This window comes from Streptomyces sp. NPDC058231, assembly GCF_042882275.1.
In the GTDB taxonomy this organism is placed as follows: Bacteria; Actinomycetota; Actinomycetes; order Streptomycetales; family Streptomycetaceae; genus Streptomyces.
In genome coordinates this window covers 24,615-42,843 of the sequence record NZ_JBHVWN010000020.1, presented here as the reverse complement: position 1 = coordinate 42,843, position 18,229 = coordinate 24,615, and the positions used below count along the sequence as shown (strand labels likewise).

General features: G+C 70.6%; 14 protein-coding genes and 1 tRNA gene. 4 read left to right on the top strand and 11 right to left on the bottom strand.

Going from position 1 to position 18,229, the window contains the following annotated elements; all coding sequences use genetic code 11:
* Nucleotides 1-144: 144 nt before the first annotated feature.
* Complete coding sequence (locus ACFVXE_RS16540; protein ID WP_389671837.1) at nucleotides 145-1,815, top strand: hypothetical protein; 1,671 nt, start codon at nucleotides 145-147, stop codon at nucleotides 1,813-1,815.
* A gap of 65 nt (nucleotides 1,816-1,880) precedes the next feature.
* Here the strand turns inward: ACFVXE_RS16540 and ACFVXE_RS16535 are convergent, their stop codons facing one another.
* Nucleotides 1,881-2,453: an HIT family protein gene (locus tag ACFVXE_RS16535; protein ID WP_389671836.1), complete on the bottom strand. Its 573-nt coding sequence runs from the start codon at nucleotides 2,451-2,453 to the stop codon at nucleotides 1,881-1,883.
* A 66-nt stretch (nucleotides 2,454-2,519) separates the two neighbouring features.
* On the opposite strand from ACFVXE_RS16535, the gene ACFVXE_RS16530 reads away from it, so the two are divergent.
* Nucleotides 2,520-3,197 (top strand): potassium channel family protein, encoded by a 678-nt coding sequence (locus ACFVXE_RS16530; protein ID WP_389671835.1) that lies wholly within the window; start codon nucleotides 2,520-2,522, stop codon nucleotides 3,195-3,197.
* A gap of 28 nt (nucleotides 3,198-3,225) precedes the next feature.
* Here ACFVXE_RS16530 and thrS read toward each other — a convergent pair whose 3' ends face one another.
* From thrS to ACFVXE_RS16515, 3 genes are all read right to left on the bottom strand, one after another.
* Complete coding sequence (gene thrS, locus ACFVXE_RS16525) at nucleotides 3,226-5,202, bottom strand: threonine--tRNA ligase (protein WP_389671834.1); 1,977 nt, start codon at nucleotides 5,200-5,202, stop codon at nucleotides 3,226-3,228.
* A 138-nt stretch (nucleotides 5,203-5,340) separates the two neighbouring features.
* Nucleotides 5,341-6,621, bottom strand: coding sequence for a hypothetical protein (locus tag ACFVXE_RS16520; RefSeq protein ID WP_389671833.1), 1,281 nt, complete (start codon nucleotides 6,619-6,621; stop codon nucleotides 5,341-5,343).
* Nucleotides 6,621-7,187, bottom strand: coding sequence for a DUF4365 domain-containing protein (locus ACFVXE_RS16515; RefSeq protein WP_389671832.1), 567 nt, complete (start codon nucleotides 7,185-7,187; stop codon nucleotides 6,621-6,623). Before ACFVXE_RS16515 ends, ACFVXE_RS16520 begins: the two co-directional genes overlap by 1 nt.
* A 193-nt stretch (nucleotides 7,188-7,380) precedes the next feature.
* Here ACFVXE_RS16515 and ACFVXE_RS16510 point away from each other — a divergent pair, with 193 nt between their 5' ends.
* Nucleotides 7,381-8,106: a 3'-5' exonuclease gene (locus ACFVXE_RS16510; RefSeq protein ID WP_389671831.1), complete on the top strand. Its 726-nt coding sequence runs from the start codon at nucleotides 7,381-7,383 to the stop codon at nucleotides 8,104-8,106.
* Nucleotides 8,107-8,228: 122 nt separating this feature from the next.
* Here ACFVXE_RS16510 and ACFVXE_RS16505 read toward each other — a convergent pair.
* Both ACFVXE_RS16505 and ACFVXE_RS16500 read right to left on the bottom strand, forming a co-directional pair.
* Nucleotides 8,229-8,300 (bottom strand) — tRNA-Val (locus tag ACFVXE_RS16505).
* 39 nt (nucleotides 8,301-8,339) lie between these two features.
* Nucleotides 8,340-8,786 (bottom strand): SRPBCC family protein, encoded by a 447-nt coding sequence (locus ACFVXE_RS16500; protein ID WP_389671830.1) that lies wholly within the window; start codon nucleotides 8,784-8,786, stop codon nucleotides 8,340-8,342.
* A gap of 48 nt (nucleotides 8,787-8,834) precedes the next feature.
* On the opposite strand from ACFVXE_RS16500, the gene ACFVXE_RS16495 reads away from it, so the two are divergent.
* Nucleotides 8,835-11,381 carry an SCO7613 C-terminal domain-containing membrane protein gene (locus tag ACFVXE_RS16495; protein ID WP_389671829.1) on the top strand — a complete coding sequence of 849 codons (2,547 nt, stop codon included), beginning with the start codon at nucleotides 8,835-8,837 and terminating at the stop codon, nucleotides 11,379-11,381.
* Nucleotides 11,382-11,423: 42 nt separating this feature from the next.
* Here ACFVXE_RS16495 and ACFVXE_RS16490 read toward each other — a convergent pair whose 3' ends face one another.
* From ACFVXE_RS16490 to ACFVXE_RS16470, 5 genes are all read right to left on the bottom strand, one after another.
* Nucleotides 11,424-14,174, bottom strand: a complete 2,751-nt coding sequence (locus ACFVXE_RS16490; RefSeq protein ID WP_389671828.1) for a Tat pathway signal sequence domain protein — start codon at nucleotides 14,172-14,174, stop codon at nucleotides 11,424-11,426.
* A 92-nt stretch (nucleotides 14,175-14,266) separates the two neighbouring features.
* On the bottom strand, nucleotides 14,267-14,845 hold the full coding sequence (locus ACFVXE_RS16485) for a hypothetical protein (protein ID WP_389671827.1): 579 nt from the start codon (nucleotides 14,843-14,845) through the stop codon (nucleotides 14,267-14,269).
* A gap of 11 nt (nucleotides 14,846-14,856) precedes the next feature.
* On the bottom strand, nucleotides 14,857-15,717 hold the full coding sequence (locus ACFVXE_RS16480; RefSeq protein ID WP_389671826.1) for a carbohydrate ABC transporter permease: 861 nt from the start codon (nucleotides 15,715-15,717) through the stop codon (nucleotides 14,857-14,859).
* Nucleotides 15,714-16,706, bottom strand: a complete 993-nt coding sequence (locus tag ACFVXE_RS16475; protein ID WP_389671825.1) for a carbohydrate ABC transporter permease — start codon at nucleotides 16,704-16,706, stop codon at nucleotides 15,714-15,716. Before ACFVXE_RS16475 ends, ACFVXE_RS16480 begins: the two co-directional genes overlap by 4 nt.
* Before the next feature lie 10 nt (nucleotides 16,707-16,716).
* Nucleotides 16,717-17,997, bottom strand: a complete 1,281-nt coding sequence (locus tag ACFVXE_RS16470) for an ABC transporter substrate-binding protein (RefSeq protein WP_389671824.1) — start codon at nucleotides 17,995-17,997, stop codon at nucleotides 16,717-16,719.
* Between the last annotated feature and the right edge of the window lie 232 nt (nucleotides 17,998-18,229).

Sequence of the window (18,229 nt, the reverse complement as noted above, 5' to 3'; positions counted from 1 at the left end):
ACGGATCCGCCTGCCTTTGTCCACAGAGGCAGGCGGGGTTCCGATCCGGACGATACGCTTTGACCCCAGCTCAGAAGGTGTGCCGGGCACGGCAGTTGGGAAACAGCCGCAGGAGCAGTTCCTCGGTGGCGAGTGGGGGCGACAGTGGCCAGCAACGGATTCGATTTCTCTCCCGGAGCGCAGATCCCGCTCCAGGGGTCGGCCGGACAGGCGGTGGCGACGAACGCCCTGGCCTCCGCCGCGTACCGCGACAGCCCGGTGTCGGACATCCTCAAGGCCAACAGCGAGTGGCACAAGTCCAAAGTCGAGGAGGGCCGTTCCAAGCTCTTCAAGAGCAAGTACTTCGCCCCCAGCCTCGGTGAGGCCTACTCCCGAGCCGTCCAGGAACGCATGCTGGGCGGCGCCCGCAAGGCGCTCATCCAGTCCTTCGGCACCGAGCCGCAGACGGTGGTCGAGCACTGCCTGTCCGCGACCCGGCTGCGCAAGGCGCGGGACACCAGGCTGACGCTGGTGACCGCGTTGTTCGGCTTCCTGTTCCTGCCCGGACTGCTGCTGTGGGTCCTCGTGTTCCGCCTCCGCGACGGCCTGAGTGGGACCAAGGACAAGGCTCTCGGAGCCCTCGGCAACGCCCTGCTCCCCCTCGTCGGCATCGTGGCGCTCGTCTTCCTGGTCAAGCTGCCGGTCACCGGATTCCTCGCGCTGTATCTGCGCGCGATGGTCGTCGCCCCGGTCATCGGCTGGCTGATCGCCAAGCGGATCGCCGAGGCCTCCGCCAAGGACATGCGCGCCCGCTGGAACGGGCTGCTCTCCGGTGGGGGTGTCATCGCCAAGATCCCCGAGGCCGTGCCGAAGAACCCCAACGAGACCGCCCGTGAGGCGCTCCGCCAGGGGCTGGAGAAGCTGGCGGCCGAACAGCAGTCCAACGCGGTCTTCTACGCCGGCCCCAAGGGCATCCTCGGGATGGGCACCCGCTGGGGCAGCTGGCAGCTCGCCGAGGAGCTCGTCTCCAAGGAGCCCGGCAAGGAATTCCACCAGTTCCGCAGCTGGGACCTGATACGCGTCATCCACGACCAGCTCAAGATGCTGGAACGCGGACCGCTGCACACCGGCGGGTTCCCCACCCCCTCGGTCACGCACTGGATCGTCTCGCCCGTCGGCGAGAACGCCGACGAGGTCACCCGCCCGGCCGGCGAGGACGTCGCCACCTTCCAGATCAAGCCGCACGAGATACAGCGGATCTGCAACCATCAGCAGTTCGGCAGCGGCGACCGGCACTACCTGGGCGTCCAGTTCACCCTCTGGGACGGCCAGTTGGTGATCACCATGATGATCACTGTCACGGTGCTCCACGAAACGCTGCGGATCGAGGTCACCGGGCACGCCCTGGGCCCCGTCCACTCGCTCTTCACGAGCAAGCCGAAAGCCAAGGAGAAGACGGTCAACAAGACCGTCAGGTTCTGGGAGACCCGCAAGATCACGCTTCCGCTGGTCGAGTCCGAGGAGGTCGTCCGGCTCGCGCTGCGCGCGCCCTTCACCTGGTACCCGCCGCTCCTCGACTACCTGGGCGGCAAGATCACCCTCCCGGAGCCGTTCGGGCTGCGCCACGCCTGGGCCGAGAAGCCGTGGCGTCACCGCTTCATGGCGGACGACGCGATGCGCGCCGCCACCCCCGTCCTGCGTGCCGTGCACAGCGCGGCGATGCGTGTCCTGAACGAGAACGGCGTCGACACCGAGCGCTTCGACACCCGCTCGATGATCCTCAGCGGACTGGTGCAGGACCCGACGCCGCGGAAGGCCGACCTGTACGAGGCTTAGCCGGGGCGCGGCGCCGGGGTACGGAAAAGGCGCCCGGGAGAATCCCGGGCGCCCTGTGCTCCTGCCTACCGCCCGGCCCGGCCCGCGGGCCAGGCGTCGGCCAGCATCTTCCGCGTGTCGGCGAGCAGCTGCGGCAGCACCTTCGTATGACCGACCACCGGCATGAAGTTGGTGTCACCACCCCAGCGCGGCACCAGGTGCTGGTGAAGATGGGCGGCGATACCCGCGCCCGCCACCGCTCCCTGGTTCATCCCGATGTTGAAACCGTGGGCTCCCGAGGCCGCCCGCAGCGCCGTCATCGCCCGCTTGGTGAAGTCGGCGAGCTCCAGCGTCTCCGGCCCGTCCAGCTCCGTGTAGTCGGCGACATGCCGGTAGGGCACCACCATCAGATGCCCACCGTTGTACGGGTACAGATTCAGCACGGCATAGACCTTCTCGCCGCGCGCCACGACGAGCCCGTCCTCGTCCGACTTGGCCGGGATGGCACAGAACGGACAGCCGTCGCCGGCCTCCGGGCCGGTCGGCTTGTTCTCCCCCTGGATGTATGCCATCCGATGAGGCGTCCACAGGCGCTGGAACGCGTCGGGCGTTCCCACTCCGATCTGCTGCTCCGGCTCAGTCGTCATGCCGATCAGCATATTGCTTCACTCCTGCGGAGCGTGTCGCCGGGGCCGCGCCCGCCGGCGGACGGCGATCCTGAGGAAATGAGCGAGCAGCCCGCGGATTCCACTCCCTCCCGGTTCACTCGCTGGGACCGGAGGACGGAGGGTCCGCTCTTCCTGGCGTCGTTCCTCTTCCTCCTCGGGTACGCGGTCCGGGTCCTCGCCCCCCACGACGCCCAGCCCTGGCGCGGCATCGCCCTGATCCTGGTCTGCTCCACCTGGCTGGTCTTCGCGGTGGACTACGCCGTGCGGATCCGGCTCAGCCGCCAGGGTCTGCGCTTCTTCCGCGACCACTGGCTGGACACCCTGGTGCTGCTGCTCCCGCTGCTGCGGCCGCTGCGCCTGGTCGAGGTCTACGCGGCGGTCCAGCGGCGCAGGGCCCAGCCGCGGCTGGGCCTGTACGCCCGGGTGATCGCCTACTCCGGGCTGACCGCGCTGCTGCTCGGATTCTCGGCCGCGCTCGCCGTGTACCACCAGGAGCACACCGTCCCGGGCGCCACGATCCGGACCTTCGGCGACTCGGTGTGGTGGACCTGCGAGACGCTCACCACGGTCGGGTACGGGGACATGACGCCGATCACGCCGGGGGGCAGGGTCGTCGCGGTGGGGCTGATGTTCTGCGGTCTGGCGCTGCTGGGGGCGGTGACGGGCTCGTTCTCGTCGTGGCTGGTGCAGCTGTTCACGCGGGAGGACGAGAAGAGGCCCCCGGAGCGCGGCTAGCGCTCCGGGGGCCTCTTCGCCCACCGGGTCAGACCTGGACGCGGTCCTCGACGGCCCGCTGGATCTTGGCGATGGCGTCCTCGACGGGGATGCCGTTCTCCTGCGATCCGTCGCGGTAACGGAAGGAGACGGCGCCGTTGGCCATGTCCTCGTCACCAGCAATGATCATGAACGGAACCTTGGCCTTCTGCTGATTGCGGATCTTCTTCTGCATCCGGTCCGAGGAGGCGTCCACCTCGACCCGCAGCCCCTTGGCCCTCGCCTTGGCGGCGAACTCCTGGAGGTAGGGGATGTGCGCGTCGCCGATCGGGATGCCGACCGCCTGGACCGGGGCCAGCCACACCGGGAACGCACCCGCGTAGTGCTCAAGGAGCACCGCGAAGAAGCGCTCGATGGAACCGAACAGGGCGCGGTGGATCATGACCGGGCGCTGCTTGGTGCCGTCCGGGCCGGTGTACTCCAGGTCGAAGCGCTCCGGCAGGTTGAAGTCGAGCTGCACGGTCGACATCTGCCAGGTACGGCCGATCGCGTCCTTGCACTGGACCGAGATCTTCGGGCCGTAGAACGCAGCGCCGCCCGGGTCCGGGACCAGGGGCAGCCCCTGCTTCTCGGCGACCTGACGCAGCGTCTCGGTGGCCTCTTCCCAGGCCTCGTCCGATCCGACGAACTTCTCCGGGTCCTTGGTGGACAGCTCCAGGTAGAAGTCGGTCAGGCCGTAGTCGCGCAGCAGGTTCAGGACGAAGGTGAGCGTCCTGTCCAGCTCCTCCGCCATCTGCTCCCTGGTGCAGTAGATGTGTGCGTCGTCCTGCGTGAAGCCGCGCGAGCGGGTCAGGCCGTGCACCACGCCGGACTTCTCGTACCGGTACACCGTGCCGAACTCGAAGAGGCGGAGCGGCAGCTCACGGTACGAACGGCCGCGCGCGTCGAAGATCAGGTTGTGCATCGGGCAGTTCATCGGCTTGAGGTAGTAGTCCACCCCGTCGTCGAGCTGCATGGGCGGGTACATGCCGTCGGCGTACCAGTCCAGGTGGCCGGACTTCTCGAAGAGCTTGCCCTTGGTGGCGTGCGGCGAGTAGACGAACTCGTAGCCCTCCTCCTCGTGCCGCTTGCGCGAGTAGTCCTCCATGGCCCGGCGGATGACGCCGCCCTTGGGGTGGAAGACGGCGAGGCCGGGGCCGATCTCGTCGGGGAAGGAGAACAGGTCCAGCTCGTTGCCGAGCTTGCGGTGGTCGCGCTTGGCGGCCTCCTCCAGGAACTCCAGGTGGGCCTTGAGCTCGTCCTTGGTGGGCCACGCGGTGCCGTAGATGCGCTGCAGCATCGGGTTCTTCTCGCTGCCCCGCCAGTAAGCGGCGGCGTTCCGCATCAGCTTGAACGCCGGGATGTTCCGGGTGGTCGGCAGGTGCGGACCACGGCAGAGGTCCTTCCAGCACAGCTCGCCGGTCTTCGGGTCGAGGTTGTCGTAGATGGTCAGCTCGCCGCCGCCCACCTCGACATCCGCGCCGTCGTCGGAGGAGGCCGAACCCTTGATGCCGATGAGCTCCAGCTTGTACGGCTCGGCGGCCAGTTCCTCACGGGCGGCCTCGTCGGTGACGACCCGGCGGGAGAACCGCTGTCCGCGCTTCTGGATCTCCTGCATCTTCTTCTCGACGGCCTTGAGGTCCTCGGGAGTGAACGGCTTCTCGACGTCGAAGTCGTAGTAGAAGCCGTCCTTGACCGGCGGCCCGATGCCGAGCTTGGCCTCCGGGAAGAGCTCCTGCACCGCTTGCGCCATGACGTGCGCGGTCGAGTGGCGGAGGATGTTCAGGCCGTCCTCGGAGGAGATCTCCACGGGCTCGACGACCTCGCCGTCGGCCACGAGGTGGGCGAGGTCCTTCAGCTCGCCGGCGATCCGGGCGGCGACGACGGTGCGCTCGCCGGGAAAGAGCTCGGCAGCCGTAGTGCCCGTCGTCACCACGCGCTCTTCCCGCTCGGAATCGCGTTGGATGATCACACGGACGTCTGACACCGGTCTCTCCTGACTGAAGGGGGCGCACACGCTGTTCCACTGCGCGCGCAAGAGGAATCGTACCGAGCCGACGGCCCCCCTCGCGAAAGGGTTCGCTCCGGCCGCCCCCCGGGCTCTCCCGTGGCACCCCCTGCGCCGCTATTCGCCCGTGCACGCCTCCTCGAAGAAGTCGAGGTTCTCCTGGAGCGACTTCATCAGCCGGTCCCGTTCCGCTTCGTCGACCTCCACGGGCACGACCTGTGAGGCACGCGTCAGCCGCCGGAAGCCGCCCCGGCTCTCCAGCCGCCCCTCCACCCGGATCGGCAGTCCGACCAGATGGGCGTGACCGGCGATCCGGTACGCCTCCTCGTCGAGCTCCAGCCGTACGTGCGGGACCTCGGCGCCCGCCAGCACCCGCAGTCGTACGACCCCGGATCCGCGCGGTCCCGACCGGCGCAGCCGGACGACGGCCCCGGTGATCCGTACCGTGACGGCGGGCTCCTCCTGCTGGTAGCGGGCCCCCGCCAGGCGCAGCGCGGGCAGGTCGCCCGGTGAGAACTCCACCGGTTCCGGACGGGCGGGGCAGGCGTCGGGGGTGCCCGCGGCGGGCGCCCAGGCGAGGGCGATACGGGTCCCTTCCGAGCCTCGGACCAGCGCGATGACGGCCTCGGTGAGCTCCCGGCTGACCCCGGCCTCGACGGCGCTGTCGAAAGCCTCCATACCGCCGGTGGCACGCTGGAAGTCGATGGCCTCGCGGGTGGCGTGCAGGGCGTGGTAGAGCCGAACGGCGACGGCCCGGCCCGGTTCGACGGGCAGGTAAGCGGTGAGCTCGCGGCCGCCGGGCGCGGGGCCGACGAGGATGCCTTCGAGCGCGGCGAGCGCCCGCCGGCGGTGGCGCGCGCCGTGGAACCCGCTGCGGGCCCGGGCGGCCAGCGCCCCGGCGAGCAGGATCTGCCGGGCCGCGGTGCGCAGCTGCTCCGCACCGGTCCAGCCGGCCGCGCCGGCGGCGCTCGCTGGCCCGGCCGCGACGTCTGGGACATCGCGCCACCAGCGGATCTCGTCGCTGGGCACGGCGAGGGAGACCAGCACGTCGCGGGCGGAGGGGGCGGCGCTGCGGGCGAGCGCGGTGAGGGCCTCACCGAGCAGGTCCTCGCTGTCGGGAAAAGCCGTGGTGTCGGGCACGAGGAGGCTCGTACCGCCGGAGAGCGCCACCGCCCCGGGCGGGGTCCACCGGCTGTAGCGTCCGGCCGCGCCGCCGCGGCGGTGCCAGCCGTGCCGGTCCAGCAGGGCGCCGAGGACCGCCGGGTCGACGCGGGCCGGGTCGGGGATGTCCCCGGGGGGCGGCAGGGCCGCGGGGCGGTGCCGTATCTCCTCGCCGGGGTGTGGCCGCGTACCCGACAGGGTCGCGTCGTCAGCGGGCTCGTCCATCGGCCGGTGCATCAGGGTCTCCCTCCCGCCCCGACCCGCGTCATGATCTCGCAGAGCGCGCGGTCGTCGAATATGCGCGTGGTCGGAATCCGCACGGTGGTCCGGTGCCGGCCTGTCACCGCATGGCCGGCCAGGTTGGTCCAGTAGCAGCAGTGCCGCAGGTCGAGCCGGTCGTGACCGGCGCTCAGCCACTCGTCCTGGCTGCGCGGCACGAGCATCACGACCAGGATCTTGTGCACCGACACGGGCGTCCGGGCGAGCTTCACGAGGTGGGCGTTGTCCAGCGTGAAGGCGAACGTCGGTCCGGGCGGGCGCGGTGGAATCTGATAGGTGCATTTCAGCTGCACCTTGATGGTCACCTCGTCGTCGACGGTGTGACCGGGGGCGCCGTGGCTGACGTGCCAGTCGATGCCGTTGTCGGGGAAGGGCTGCGACAGGGAGCACCCCGCCGCGGCCGCGACTGCGTGCAGGTAGCCCACCTGGAGGGTCTCCATGCAGGCGGTGGTGGCGAGTGTGCCGCGCAGCGGAGCGATCCGCTGGGGCAGCAGCCCGCTCGGGTCGGGCTGCGCGAGCGCCATGGCTCCGTATGCCTTCCGGGCTGTGCCGATCGGTTCGTTCGGTGGTGGGTGCGCAGGCAACTTCCGCGCCTGTCACCTGTGTTGTCACCGCACGGAGCGCTCCTCAAACGGCGTATCAGGCAAAGGGCGCGGGTATCACCGAATCGGGCAGGGGAATCACGCCATCTGCCGTTCGGGCACGAGGAGTTCGGGGATGACTCACTGGTACGAAGGGCCGCTGGCCGCTTTTGACACCGAGACAACGGGAGTGGACGTCGAGGAGGACCGGATCGTTTCGGCCGCCCTGGTGGTCCAGGACTCGGCGGGCGGGCGCATGCGCGTCACCCGCTGGCTGGTGAATCCGGGGGTGCCGGTGCCCGTGGGGGCCACCGAGATCCACGGCCTGACCGACGACCACCTGCAGCGCAACGGCCGCTGGCCCGCGCCGGTGGTGGAGGAGATAGCCCGGGCGCTGACCGAGCAGTGCGCTGCCGGACGGCCGCTCGTCGTGATGAACGCGCCGTTCGATCTGACGCTGCTGGACCGGGAGCTGAAGCGGCACCGGGCGTCGTCGCTCGCCGGCTATCTGGAGAACAACCCGCTGTGCGTACTGGACCCACGGGTCCTGGACAAGCATCTGGACCGGTACCGCAAGGGGCGGCGCACGCTCACCGACCTCTGCGCGCTGTACGAGGTGGTGCTGGACGGCGCCCATGACGCGGCGGCCGACGCGGCGGCCTCGCTGGAGCTGGTGCGGGCCGTGGGGCGGCGCTTCTCGTCGCGGCTGGAACGGCTGTCCCCCACGGAGCTGCACACGCTGCAGGCGGCATGGCACGCGGCGCAGGCGCGGGGGCTGCAGGCATGGTTCGCGAAGAGCGGTACACCGGAGCCGGTGGATCCGTCGTGGCCGCTGCGTCCGGAGCTGCCGGCCGCGGCATGATCCTGGGCACGGGACCGGGCTCGGCATGAACGCGGAGGCGGAGCAGCCGGTTCCGTGAGCCGTGGCCCGGACACGCAGAGGCCGGTCCGTCGGTGGTACTGACGGACCGGCCTCTCCCGGGGTGGGCGATACTGGTTTCGAACCAGTGACCTCTTCGGTGTGAACGAAGCGCTCTCCCACTGAGCTAATCGCCCGGGAACGCAACGAACCATACAGGTCCCGGCGGGTGTGGTTCAAACTCCTTCGAGACGGGCCACCAGTCCGCGGTGTCCCGCACGCATCATGAGCGCGTGATTCGCCCGGAACACCGGACGTCCGGGCACCGCGAGGAGTCGCATCGACCGCCGCCGCACGCCGACCTCCTGCTCGTACGTGGCGCGGCTGCCGCTGCCGTGCGCGGTGACGGTCCAGCGGGCCCAGCCGTCGAGATCCCCGCCGATGTCCACCTCGAGAATCCCGGCCGCCGGGTCACGGCGGCGCTCGCGGACGGTCACGACCAGGTCGTACGGGAGGACGGAGCGGATGCGCATGGTCCCGCTGGCCCCGTCGGCCCTGGCGACCTCCCGGACCTGTGGCCACCAGCGCGGGTACTCCTCGGCGGCTTCCAGGACCTCGTACACGGCGCCGGGCGGGGCGGACACGTCCCAGACACTCACGAAGCGGTAGTGGTTCCAGTCCATGGGTCCCAGTCTGCGCGTACTCACTCCCTCACCTGAGTATCCGAGCGCATGTCCGGACGTGTGGTCCGCGCCACACTCACCGTCATGGAACATGTGCCGCCGCCCGCCGAGGAATTGGCGCTCCTCGACCGTGAACTGGTCCGGCTGGACGCCCGCCGGTCGGAGTTGTTGACCCGCCGTGCGTGGCTGCTGAGTGTGCTGCAGCCGCCCGCCACCCCGCCCGGCTCTTCCTCCGGACCGGTGTCAGGGGCTCCCGCCAGTCCGTGGCAGCCCCGTCCGCACCGGCCCGCGGGCCCGTTCGGAACTCCTGGGGCGCAGGCCTCGCGGCGCGGCGCGCAGAACGTGCTGCTGAGCCTCGGCGGGCTGCTGCTGACGATCGCGGCGATCGCGTTCACCCTGCTCAGCTGGGGCCGGATGGGGATCGGCGGCCGCTGCGCGGTGCTCACCGTGGTGACGGTCGCCGCGCTGGCCGCGCCCGCGATGCTGCTGCGCCGCGGTCTGAGGTCGACGGCCGAGTCGCTCGGCGCGCTCGCTCTGGTGCTGACGGTCCTCGACGCGTACGCGCTGCATGCGGTGGCGGCGCCGGAGACCGACGGTCCCGGATTCGCCGCGGTCGCGTCGGCCGTGCTGGCCGGCCTGTGGGCGGCGTACGGTCTGGCGCTCGGCAAGCTGCGTCTGCCGCTGCCTGCGGCCGTGGTGGCCGCGCAGTTCACCGGGGTGCTGTGGGCGTGGGCGGCGGGGGCGTCGGCGTCCGGATTCGGCTGGGCGCTGCTGCTGACGGCGGCTGCGGACTGCGCGATCGCCGTGTGGGGCACAAGGGCGGGTGCCCGGGTGACCGCGTGCGTCGGCGGGTGTGTGACGGGGCTGGCCGGGACGCTGGTGGCCCTGGTGCAGTCGCTGACGGCCGGCTCACCGCTGTCCGCGGTCGCCCCCGGGGCGCTGCTGCTGGCCGCGGCTGCGGTCGCGCTCCTCGGCGCCTGGCAGGCGCCGAAGGCCGTGGCGGTGGCCGGCGGGGCGGCCGCCGGCCTGGCGGTGGTCGCCGGTGTGGGCGGCGTGCCGGCCGCGGGGGTCGCCGTGCAGTGGGCGGTCCCGGTGTATCTGCTCTGCGGTCTGCTGCTGTCGGCGGCGGTACGGGCTCCGCTGCCGCGTCCGGCCGGGCAGGGGGTGCTGGGGGCCTCGGCGGCGGTGGTCGCGGGCGCGGTGCTGACCGCCGTGCCGGTGGCCGGGGCTGTTGTGGTGGGTCCGGTGTCGCGGACCGCCGCGGTGTGGTCGGGTGCGCCGGACGGCGGAGTGCGCGGCGCGATGGCGTTGCGGGGTATGGCCGGGTCGCAGCTGTACCCGGCACCGGTGGTGCTGCTGGTGGTGGCCGCGCTGCTGGCCGCGGCGTACCGCTGGTGGCCGCGGTGGGTGCGGGTGGCCGGTTCGGTGGTCGCGCCCGGCGGGTCGGGACGGGGCACGGCGGGAGCAGCTGCGGTGGTGCTCGGGTGGGCGGGGCTGCTGGTGCTGCCCGTTGCGCTGGACGCTGCGTACGCGGCTGTTCAGGCCGTGGAGTTGATGCTGGTCGCGGCGGTACTCGCGGTGGCGGTACGGGGGTTGCGGCACGGGCCGGGCCAGGTCGTGGCCGCGGCGCTGGCCTGCGGCTCGGTCGGGGCGGCGAGTGCGGGGCTGCTGTCGCTGGCGGCGGAGCCCGCGACGTACGCGGTGTTCGGCACGTTGCTGGTGACGTTCGCCGCGGCGGCGGTGGCGACGCACGCCGAAGGGCCGCCGGCGGCCCGGGTGGTGCAGGGCGTGACGGCGTGCGCGGCCGTGGTGTGCGCGGCGGTGCTGGCCGGGGCCGTCGGGGCGTCGCTGGAGCCGTCGGCCCACCGGGCCGCCGCGCCGATCATGCTGGTCGTTCCCGTGCTGACGGCGCTGCTCGGGGCACGGCTGCGGGGCGGTCCGCCCGCGCTGCCGGTCGAGCTGACCGGCGCCGCGGCGGGTGCGGTGGCGGTCGGGATGGCGGTGCCGGACAGGCCGATGCTGGCGACGGTGCTCGCACTGTGCGGTGTGCTGGCGGCCGGGACCGCGGTGCGCGCCGAGCGGCGGCAGGTGGCCGGCCGGGTCGCGGTGGTCCTGTTCGTCCTGGCGACGTGGGTGCGGCTGTCGGCTTCCGGGGTGTCGGCTCCGGAGGCGTACACCCTGCCGGCGACGGTACCCGCGCTCGTGGTCGGTCTGATGCGGCGGCGCCGCGATCCGGCCGCGTCCTCGTGGACGGCGTACGGACCGGGTCTCGCGGCGACGCTGGTGCCGAGTCTCTTCGCGGTCTGGGCCGACCCCACCTGGGTGCGGCCGCTGCTGCTGGGCACGGCGGCACTGGTGATCACGCTCGCGGGCGCCCGGATGCGGCTCCAGGCGCTGCTGCTGCTCGGTGGCGCGGTGCTGGCGCTGGACGCCCTGCACGAACTGGCGCCGTACGTGGTCCAGGTCGTCGGTGCGCTACCGCGCTGGCTGCCGCCCGCGCTGGCGGGTGTGGTGCTGCTGGTGGTCGGGGCGACGTACGAAAAGCGGTTGCGGGACGCGCGGCGGCTGAAGGACGCCCTGGGCCGGATGCGCTGACGGAGGATCCGCCGGGCGGGCCGGCCCCGGGCGTCCCGGGGCTCAGGCCGGCATCCGGTCCCCGACGAGTGCGAGGTTCTCGATGGCGGCGAGTCCGTACAGCGCGGTGTCGTTGGTGTACACCCAGTTGGCCTCGGTGCCGGCGACGGTGGTGACGGGGCCGCTCACCTTCTCCGTCTTCCAGGGGGCGGACTCCTGGTAGCCGTCACTCCGGTAGAACTTCTCCCAGGCGCGGGCGGCGAGCTTCTCGTCACCCGTCTGCACGGCCGCGTAGGCGTCCATGCGCGAGTGCCCCTGGAACAGCAGCAGGCTCCCGAAGTCCGATCCGTATCGCGCGGTCTGCTCCGCCTTCGTGGCGTTGAAGTACCGGCAGTAGTCCAGGTACGCCTCCTTGAACTGCGGCATGTCGACGAGGCCGATCAGTTCGGCGCAGAGTTCGTTCAGGCCGAAGACGCCGGACAGGTGGGAGACGCTGACGACGGGCTCGGTGGCGACCGCGAACCTTCCGGTGTCGAGGTCGTACAGTCCGCTGCCCTGCACGAAGCCGTTGGGCTGGGCGGCGATCGTCTCCATCGTGCCGATGACCCGGTCCTTCGCCTTCGCGGCCTGCGGGCCGCCGCGCTCCCATTCGGTGAGCCAGGCGGAGACGAGCCCGCTCCAGTCCGTTCCGAAGCCGATGGAGAGCGCGTGCCGGTCCGGGGTGTAGGGATCGGTCCGGACCTTGCGCTGCGGGTCGAGGACGAGGAAGGTCTCGTCGGAGTCGACGTTGGCGCGCATCAGATCGCCGACGCGTTCGTCCGCGGTGAGGTAGTAGTAGAAGCGGCGGTACGTGGTGTTGGCGATGCGCTGCTGCTTGGCGCTGTCGGCGAAGTGCTGGACACCGTGGCGGGTCCCGAGTCCGGCCCACTGGCCGAGGTGGTAGACGTCGACCTCGCCGGTGTGGCGGGTCATGGCCTCGGCGAAGCGGAAGATGTCCGCGCGGCCGGAGCGCAGGTAGGCGTACCAGAGCCAGAGGTCGGGCGAGAGTTCGGAGTTGTCCCAGGCGTAGCCGCCGATGTCGTACCGCCACTGGTGACGGGCCGGGTCGTAGGAGTGCATCACGTCGCCGTAGTCCCAGAAGCCGTACCAGCGGCGCATCTCGACCTGGTCCCTGTAGTAGGTGAAGAGGAAGTCCAGGTGGTCCTCGATCTTCGCCTTCGCGGGGGTCGACCGGTCGACCTCCGAGAACAGCCCGCCGAAGACCTTCGCCCCGATCAGCTGGGACGGCGGGGCGACGAGCTGCGGCAGCGTGCGGACGGTGCGCGACTGCTGGGCGAGCGCTTCGGCGCTGGGCGTGGAGTCGTTGGCCCAGAAGACGAGTTCACTGGTGCGCGCTATGCCGTACGGGGTGCCGAACCCGGGCTCGTAGTCCTCGTACGTGATGTTGAGGCCTTCGAGCTGTTCCGGGTAGGTGTCCTGGCCCATGCCGTCGTGGTAGAAGCGCAGGTCCATCGGCTCGGCCTCGGGGGACCAGAGCCACAGCGTCACCTCGGCCGCCGCGGTGTCGGCGCCCCGGATGTCGAGCTGGGCGGGGAACTTCTCCCAGAAGTCGCGCAGCCCGAACGAGAGTCCGCCGCTCGCCCCGCCGACGTACCCGAAGCCGGCCGCGCGCCGGCCGCCGCCCGCGGCGATCCAGCCGTGGCCCTTGCTGGTGCGCTTGCGCAGCGAGAAGCCGTCGGCGGAGAGCTGGCTCAGCGTGTAGTCGCCCCAGGTGGGGATGAGCGGCAGCCGGGTGGTGACGCGCTGGTCCCAGGTGGCCGGATCGGGCAGCTTCGTGCCCTCGAACTGGGCGGCCTGGACGGCGGCGCCCGGGTCTCGGCGCAGCCCGGTGACGCCCTTGACGGCTTCGCGGAGCATGCCGGTTTCGTCGCCGCCGATGCGGATGTGCCGGTCGTACGTCTCGTCGCGCATCGGGACGGTGAAGCGGACGCCGAGGCCGCGGATGAAGTCCCCGCTCGCCTTGCCGGGTTCCTGCTTCCCGTCGAAGGTGATGGTGTGCATCATGCGGAACGACTCGGCGCCCGCGTAGAAGTAGAGCCGGACCGAGAACGGCAGCCAGGAGCGGCCGCCGTTGCGGTGCTTGCCGTCGATACGGACGACGGCGCGGACCGGGCCGCTCTGTTCGACCTCGGTCCTCGTGATGGCGCTCTCGAAGCGCTCGTACTTCTCCTGTCCCTGGTCGCCGTCCTCGATCTCGCCCTGCCGGATCAGCACCAGCCTGCCGTGCTTGGCGATCTCCGTGGAGCCACGGCTGAGGGAGGTGATCAGGGAGGAGCCGGTCTTCGCGATCCTCGCCGTGACGACGCCGGTGGAGACGGTGATCCCGCCGCCGGTGGACTTGACGCTGACCTCGGCGTCGGAGGCGGCGGGCGCACCGGTGGTGAGGGTGAACTTCTTCGCTCCCGCCGCCCCGGGTCCGACGGCGTGCGCGGTCCACTTGAGGGAACCGTCGGGCCAGGTGGCGGTGGGCCAGGTCTGTACGGGGACGTCCTTGCCGTCGGCGGTGGCGAGCGCGAACTTCTGGTCGGCCGGGTAGCGGCCCTGCGCCCACGGCACACCGAAGGTGGCGCCGGGAGCGGCGCCGAGCCCGCCCTCCTCCAGCCAGCCGATCTCGACGGGGCCATCGCCGGTCCTCGCGTCGGCGGGGACGGCCGCGGCCTTCGGGGCGGTGTCGCTCAGCACCCAGGAGAAGGGGGTGGCCGCACCGGCGACGGCGGCGGCCCTGAGGACGGTACGGCGGGGGATCGGGGACATCACGACTCCAGTTCGTTGCGGAAACGGGCATGACTGATCGCGTGGTGGTGCGTGGTGGAGGAAGGCTCCACGTGGGGGGGGTGCGCAGGGTGTCAGCGGCGGTCCGCGGCGACGGCGGCCGCGGCGAGACAGCCGAGGGCGGGCGCGGCCAGCGGCGGGACCTGCCAGGTGGCGACGGCGAGCGCCACGAACCCGCCGACGAGCAGGAGCGAACCGGCCGGGTCCGTCACGGTCCGGCGGGCCGCGGTCCTGGCGGTGTGCCACCAGTTGGCCCCGGACCGCCAGGCGGCGGCCGTACGCAGTCCCCAGACGGCCACGGCCAGCAGACCGAGTGCGCTCACCGCGGCGAGCGCGCGGCCGCCCGGCAGCATTCCCGATCGGGCGACCCGCCAGTCGAAGGCGAGCAGCGCGAGCCCCGCCCACCACAGCAGGGAGAGCCGCCACCCGCTCCGTGCCGCTCCCCGTACATCGGCGACGAACTCCCACAGACCGCTCCGCTCACCGGCCAGGTACCGCCGCAGGTGCCGCGCCCCGGCGGCGAAGGCCGCGAGGAACGTGACGAGCGGGAGAGCGGCGAGCGCGATCCACACGCCGGCGAGCAGACACTCGGAGAACACGCTGAAACGCGCCAGGACGTACGGAGTCCTGCGTGCGGTACCGGACTTCGTCACCACGTCGCTCCTCAGCCCTTCAGGCCGGAGGTGGCCATGCCGTCGATGAGGTAGCGCTGGAAGGCCAGGAAGAAGGCGAGCACCGGCAGCAGCGCCACCAGCGACATGGCGATCATGCCGCCGTAGTCCGCCACCACGTCCTGGTCGATGAACATCCTCAGCCCCATCGAGACCGTGTACTTGTCGGGCTCGTTGAGGTAGAGGAGCGGGCCCATGAAGTCGTTCCATGCCTGGATGAAGGTGAAGATCGCACTGGTGATGAGCGCGGGCCTGCACAGCGGCAGCACGATCGACCAGTAGATCCGCAGATGCCCGCAGCCGTCCAGCCGCGCCGCCTCGTCGAGCTCCCTGGGCAGTCCGCGCATGAACTGCACCATCAGGAAGACGCAGAAGGCGTCGGTGGCCAGGTACTTGCCGATCAGCAGCGGCGTGAAGGTGTTGATCAGCTGCAGCTTCTGGAAGAGCACGTACTGCGGAATGATCAGTACGTGGTACGGCAGCAGCAGTGTGCCGATCATGATGGTGAACATGATGTTCCGGCCGGCGAAGCGGATCCTCGCGAAGGCGTATGCCGTGAGCGAGCAGGAGAACACCACGCCGATGACCGAACCGACCGCGATGTACGTGGAGTTGAGGAAGAACCGCCAGATCGGGATACCGGCGATGCCCTCGGTGAGCCGGCGGTAGTTGTCGGCGATCGGACGCGAGGGGAAGAGCCCCTGGGCGCCGACGATGTCCCCGCTCGGCTTGAACGACGCCCCGATCGTCCAGACCACCGGGTAGAGAACCACCACGAGGAGGACGAGCGCACCGAGGTGCCAGGCCAGGGCGCCACGGCCGCGGCGCCGTACAGCTGCTGTCGGCAGGCTCATCGGCCGCCCTCCTCGTAGTGCACCCAGCGCTTCTGGGACCAGAACAGCACTGCGGTGACCAGGCCCACTGCGACGAGCAGCATCCACGCCATGGCGGAGGCGAAGCCCATCCGGCTGTTCGCGAAGCCCTGGTCGTACAGGTAACAGGTGTAGACGAGCGTCGCGTCGGCCGGGCCGCAGCTGCCGTTGCTGACGATGTACGCCGAGGCGAAGATCTGGAAGGAGTGGATGGTCTCCAGCAGGACGTTGAAGAACAGCACCGGCGAGATCATCGGCAGAGTGATGTTCCAGAACCTGCGCCAGGAGCCGGCGCCGTCCACCTCGGCCGCCTCGTACAGCTCGCGTGGGACCTGTTTGAGGCCCGCCAGGAAGATCACCATCGGGGCGCCGAACTGCCAGACGGTGAGCGCCACGAGCGAGTAGATGATCAGCTCCGGGTCGCCGATCCAGCCGCCAGCGTCGATGCCGAACAACTTCTGCGTACGGTCGACGGCGGCACCGTCCGAGAACAGCGCCCGCCAGACGATGGCCGCGGAGACGCTCGCGCCGATCAGTGACGGGGCGTAGAAGGCCGCCCGGTAGAAGGACTGGCCCCACCTCTTCCGGGCGAGCAGCATGGCCACGGCGAGGGCGGCAGCCAGTTTCACCGGGGTACCGATCACCACGTACCAGGAGGTGACCTTGACCGACTGGCGCCACCGGGGGTCGGCGAACATGTCGGTGAAGTTCCGCAGCCCGACCCAGCGCGGGGCGTCGAACAGGTTGTAGTCGGTGAACGCCAGGTACAGCGAGAACACCATCGGCCCGGCGACGAGGAACAGGAAGCCCGCGATCCAGGGCGACATGAACAGGAAGCCGGCCAGGTTCTCGCGGCTGCCCCGCGGCCGCGGGGCAGCGGGGCGTCCGTCGTCCCCCGCACCGCTCCGCTCCCCGGCGGCACGGTGGCCGCCGGCGGCCGGGCCGGCGGTGGAGGTCTGGATGTGAGTCACCGCTTTCCTCTCAGTTCGAGGCGAGGGCGGTCTTCGCCTCGGAGAAGAACTGCTTCACGGAGTCCTCCGGCGACGCCTTGCCCAGCGACATGTCACCGGCGATGCGCAGGAAGGCCGCCTCGATCACATCGGCGCCGGCCGGGTGCGGGGTGATGGTCTCCAGCACGCCCGCGTCGGCGACCTCGGTCTCGTACGCGGCGATCGCCTTGTTCGGGGCGTCGCTCGGCTCGTAGGCCTCGAACTGCGCGGTGGTGGCGGGCACTCCGCGGTCGTAGCCCATGATCCGGGCGACGGCGGGTTCGTGGGTCATGAAGTTGATGAACGTCGCAACCTCGGCCGGGTGCCTGGTGTGCGCCGAGCCGCTCAGCATCAGCGAACCCAGGTACTGACCGGTCTTCTTGCCGTCGGTGCTCGGGATCGGTGCCAGTCCGTAGCTGCTGCTGCCCTCGGCGCTGTAGCGGACGGAGAAGTTGTCCCAGGTGAACTCGCCCGCCGAGATCCCCTTGGCGAGGGCGGAGGCGGGCTTTATCTGCTCGACCTTCTTCTGGTCGGCGTAGATCCCGGACCTGACCCGCTGGAGGGACTCGGTCCAGTAGGGGAGCAGCTCCGCGTCGCTGAAGCCCATGCCGTCCGCGGTGAAGAAGGCCTTGCCGTTCTGGCGGAGGACCAGGTCGTACAGGTACATGACGCCGTGCGGCCCCGAGTCGCCGGCGATCTTCTGGCCGCTCCGGATCCTCTGCAGGCCCGCGTACCAGTCGTCCCAGGTCCAGCCCATCTCGGGGCTGATACCCGCCTTGTCGAAGACCTTCTCGTCGAACACCAGGGACATCGTGTTGCTGCCGACCGGGACGCCGAGCAGCTTGCCGTCGACCTCGGCGAACTTCTCCAGCCCGGCACGGAAGCCCTCGAGGCTGAGGTTGCCCTTCTGCACCTGGGGGTCGAGGTCCAGCAGGACGTGCTTGGCCTCGTACTTACGGAGGAAGGTCACGGCATTCTGGATGACGTCCGGCGCGTTGCCGCCCGCCGCCTGGGTGTTGAACTTCTTCCAGAAGTCCGGGTACTGCTGGAAGTCCGTCTTCACCTTGATCTTCGGGTGCTTCTTCTCGAAGAGCTTGATGCACTGCTGGATCTTCTTCGCCCGGTCGTCGGCCCCCCACCAGGCATGCCTGATGGTGACGGGACCGCTGGAACCGCCCGAGCCGCAGCCGGCCGCAGTCAGCCCGAGACCGGCCGCCGAGAGGCCCGCAAGTCTCAGCATCTGCCGCCGGTCCATGCCTTCTGTCCGAGACATAGGTTCCGCCCTCGCCTTGATTGAATCGTTTTAGAAAGCGCTTGCCGGGTCAAGGTAGGGAGCGGCACAGGCAGCGTCAACAGTTCGGACGAAAATCGATCGAAGCGCTTCAACGGAAGCACGCGGAAACGCCGACGGCCCCCAACCATAAAAAAGAAACGGGGCCGCGGGCGCGGGTGGGGCGTAAATGGTTTCTGTCTAATAAAAAAAAAAACCACCCCCACACACATCT

Bases quoted from the DNA above. Each gene is read 5' to 3' on its own strand.
- ACFVXE_RS16490 (WP_389671828.1), bottom strand. From the start codon at position 14,174: ATGTCCCCGATCCCCCGCCGTACCGTCCTCAGGGCCGCCGCCGTCGCC.
- ACFVXE_RS16510 (WP_389671831.1), top strand. From the start codon at position 7,381: ATGACTCACTGGTACGAAGGGCCGCTGGCCGCTTTTGACACCGAGACA.
- ACFVXE_RS16470 (WP_389671824.1), bottom strand. From the start codon at position 17,997: ATGTCTCGGACAGAAGGCATGGACCGGCGGCAGATGCTGAGACTTGCG.
- ACFVXE_RS16515 (WP_389671832.1), bottom strand. From the start codon at position 7,187: ATGGCGCTCGCGCAGCCCGACCCGAGCGGGCTGCTGCCCCAGCGGATC.
- ACFVXE_RS16530 (WP_389671835.1), top strand. From the start codon at position 2,520: ATGAGCGAGCAGCCCGCGGATTCCACTCCCTCCCGGTTCACTCGCTGG.
- ACFVXE_RS16535 (WP_389671836.1), bottom strand. From the start codon at position 2,453: ATGCTGATCGGCATGACGACTGAGCCGGAGCAGCAGATCGGAGTGGGA.
- ACFVXE_RS16480 (WP_389671826.1), bottom strand. From the start codon at position 15,717: ATGAGCCTGCCGACAGCAGCTGTACGGCGCCGCGGCCGTGGCGCCCTG.
- ACFVXE_RS16520 (WP_389671833.1), bottom strand. From the start codon at position 6,621: ATGCACCGGCCGATGGACGAGCCCGCTGACGACGCGACCCTGTCGGGT.
- ACFVXE_RS16500 (WP_389671830.1), bottom strand. From the start codon at position 8,786: ATGGACTGGAACCACTACCGCTTCGTGAGTGTCTGGGACGTGTCCGCC.
- ACFVXE_RS16495 (WP_389671829.1), top strand. From the start codon at position 8,835: ATGTCCGGACGTGTGGTCCGCGCCACACTCACCGTCATGGAACATGTG.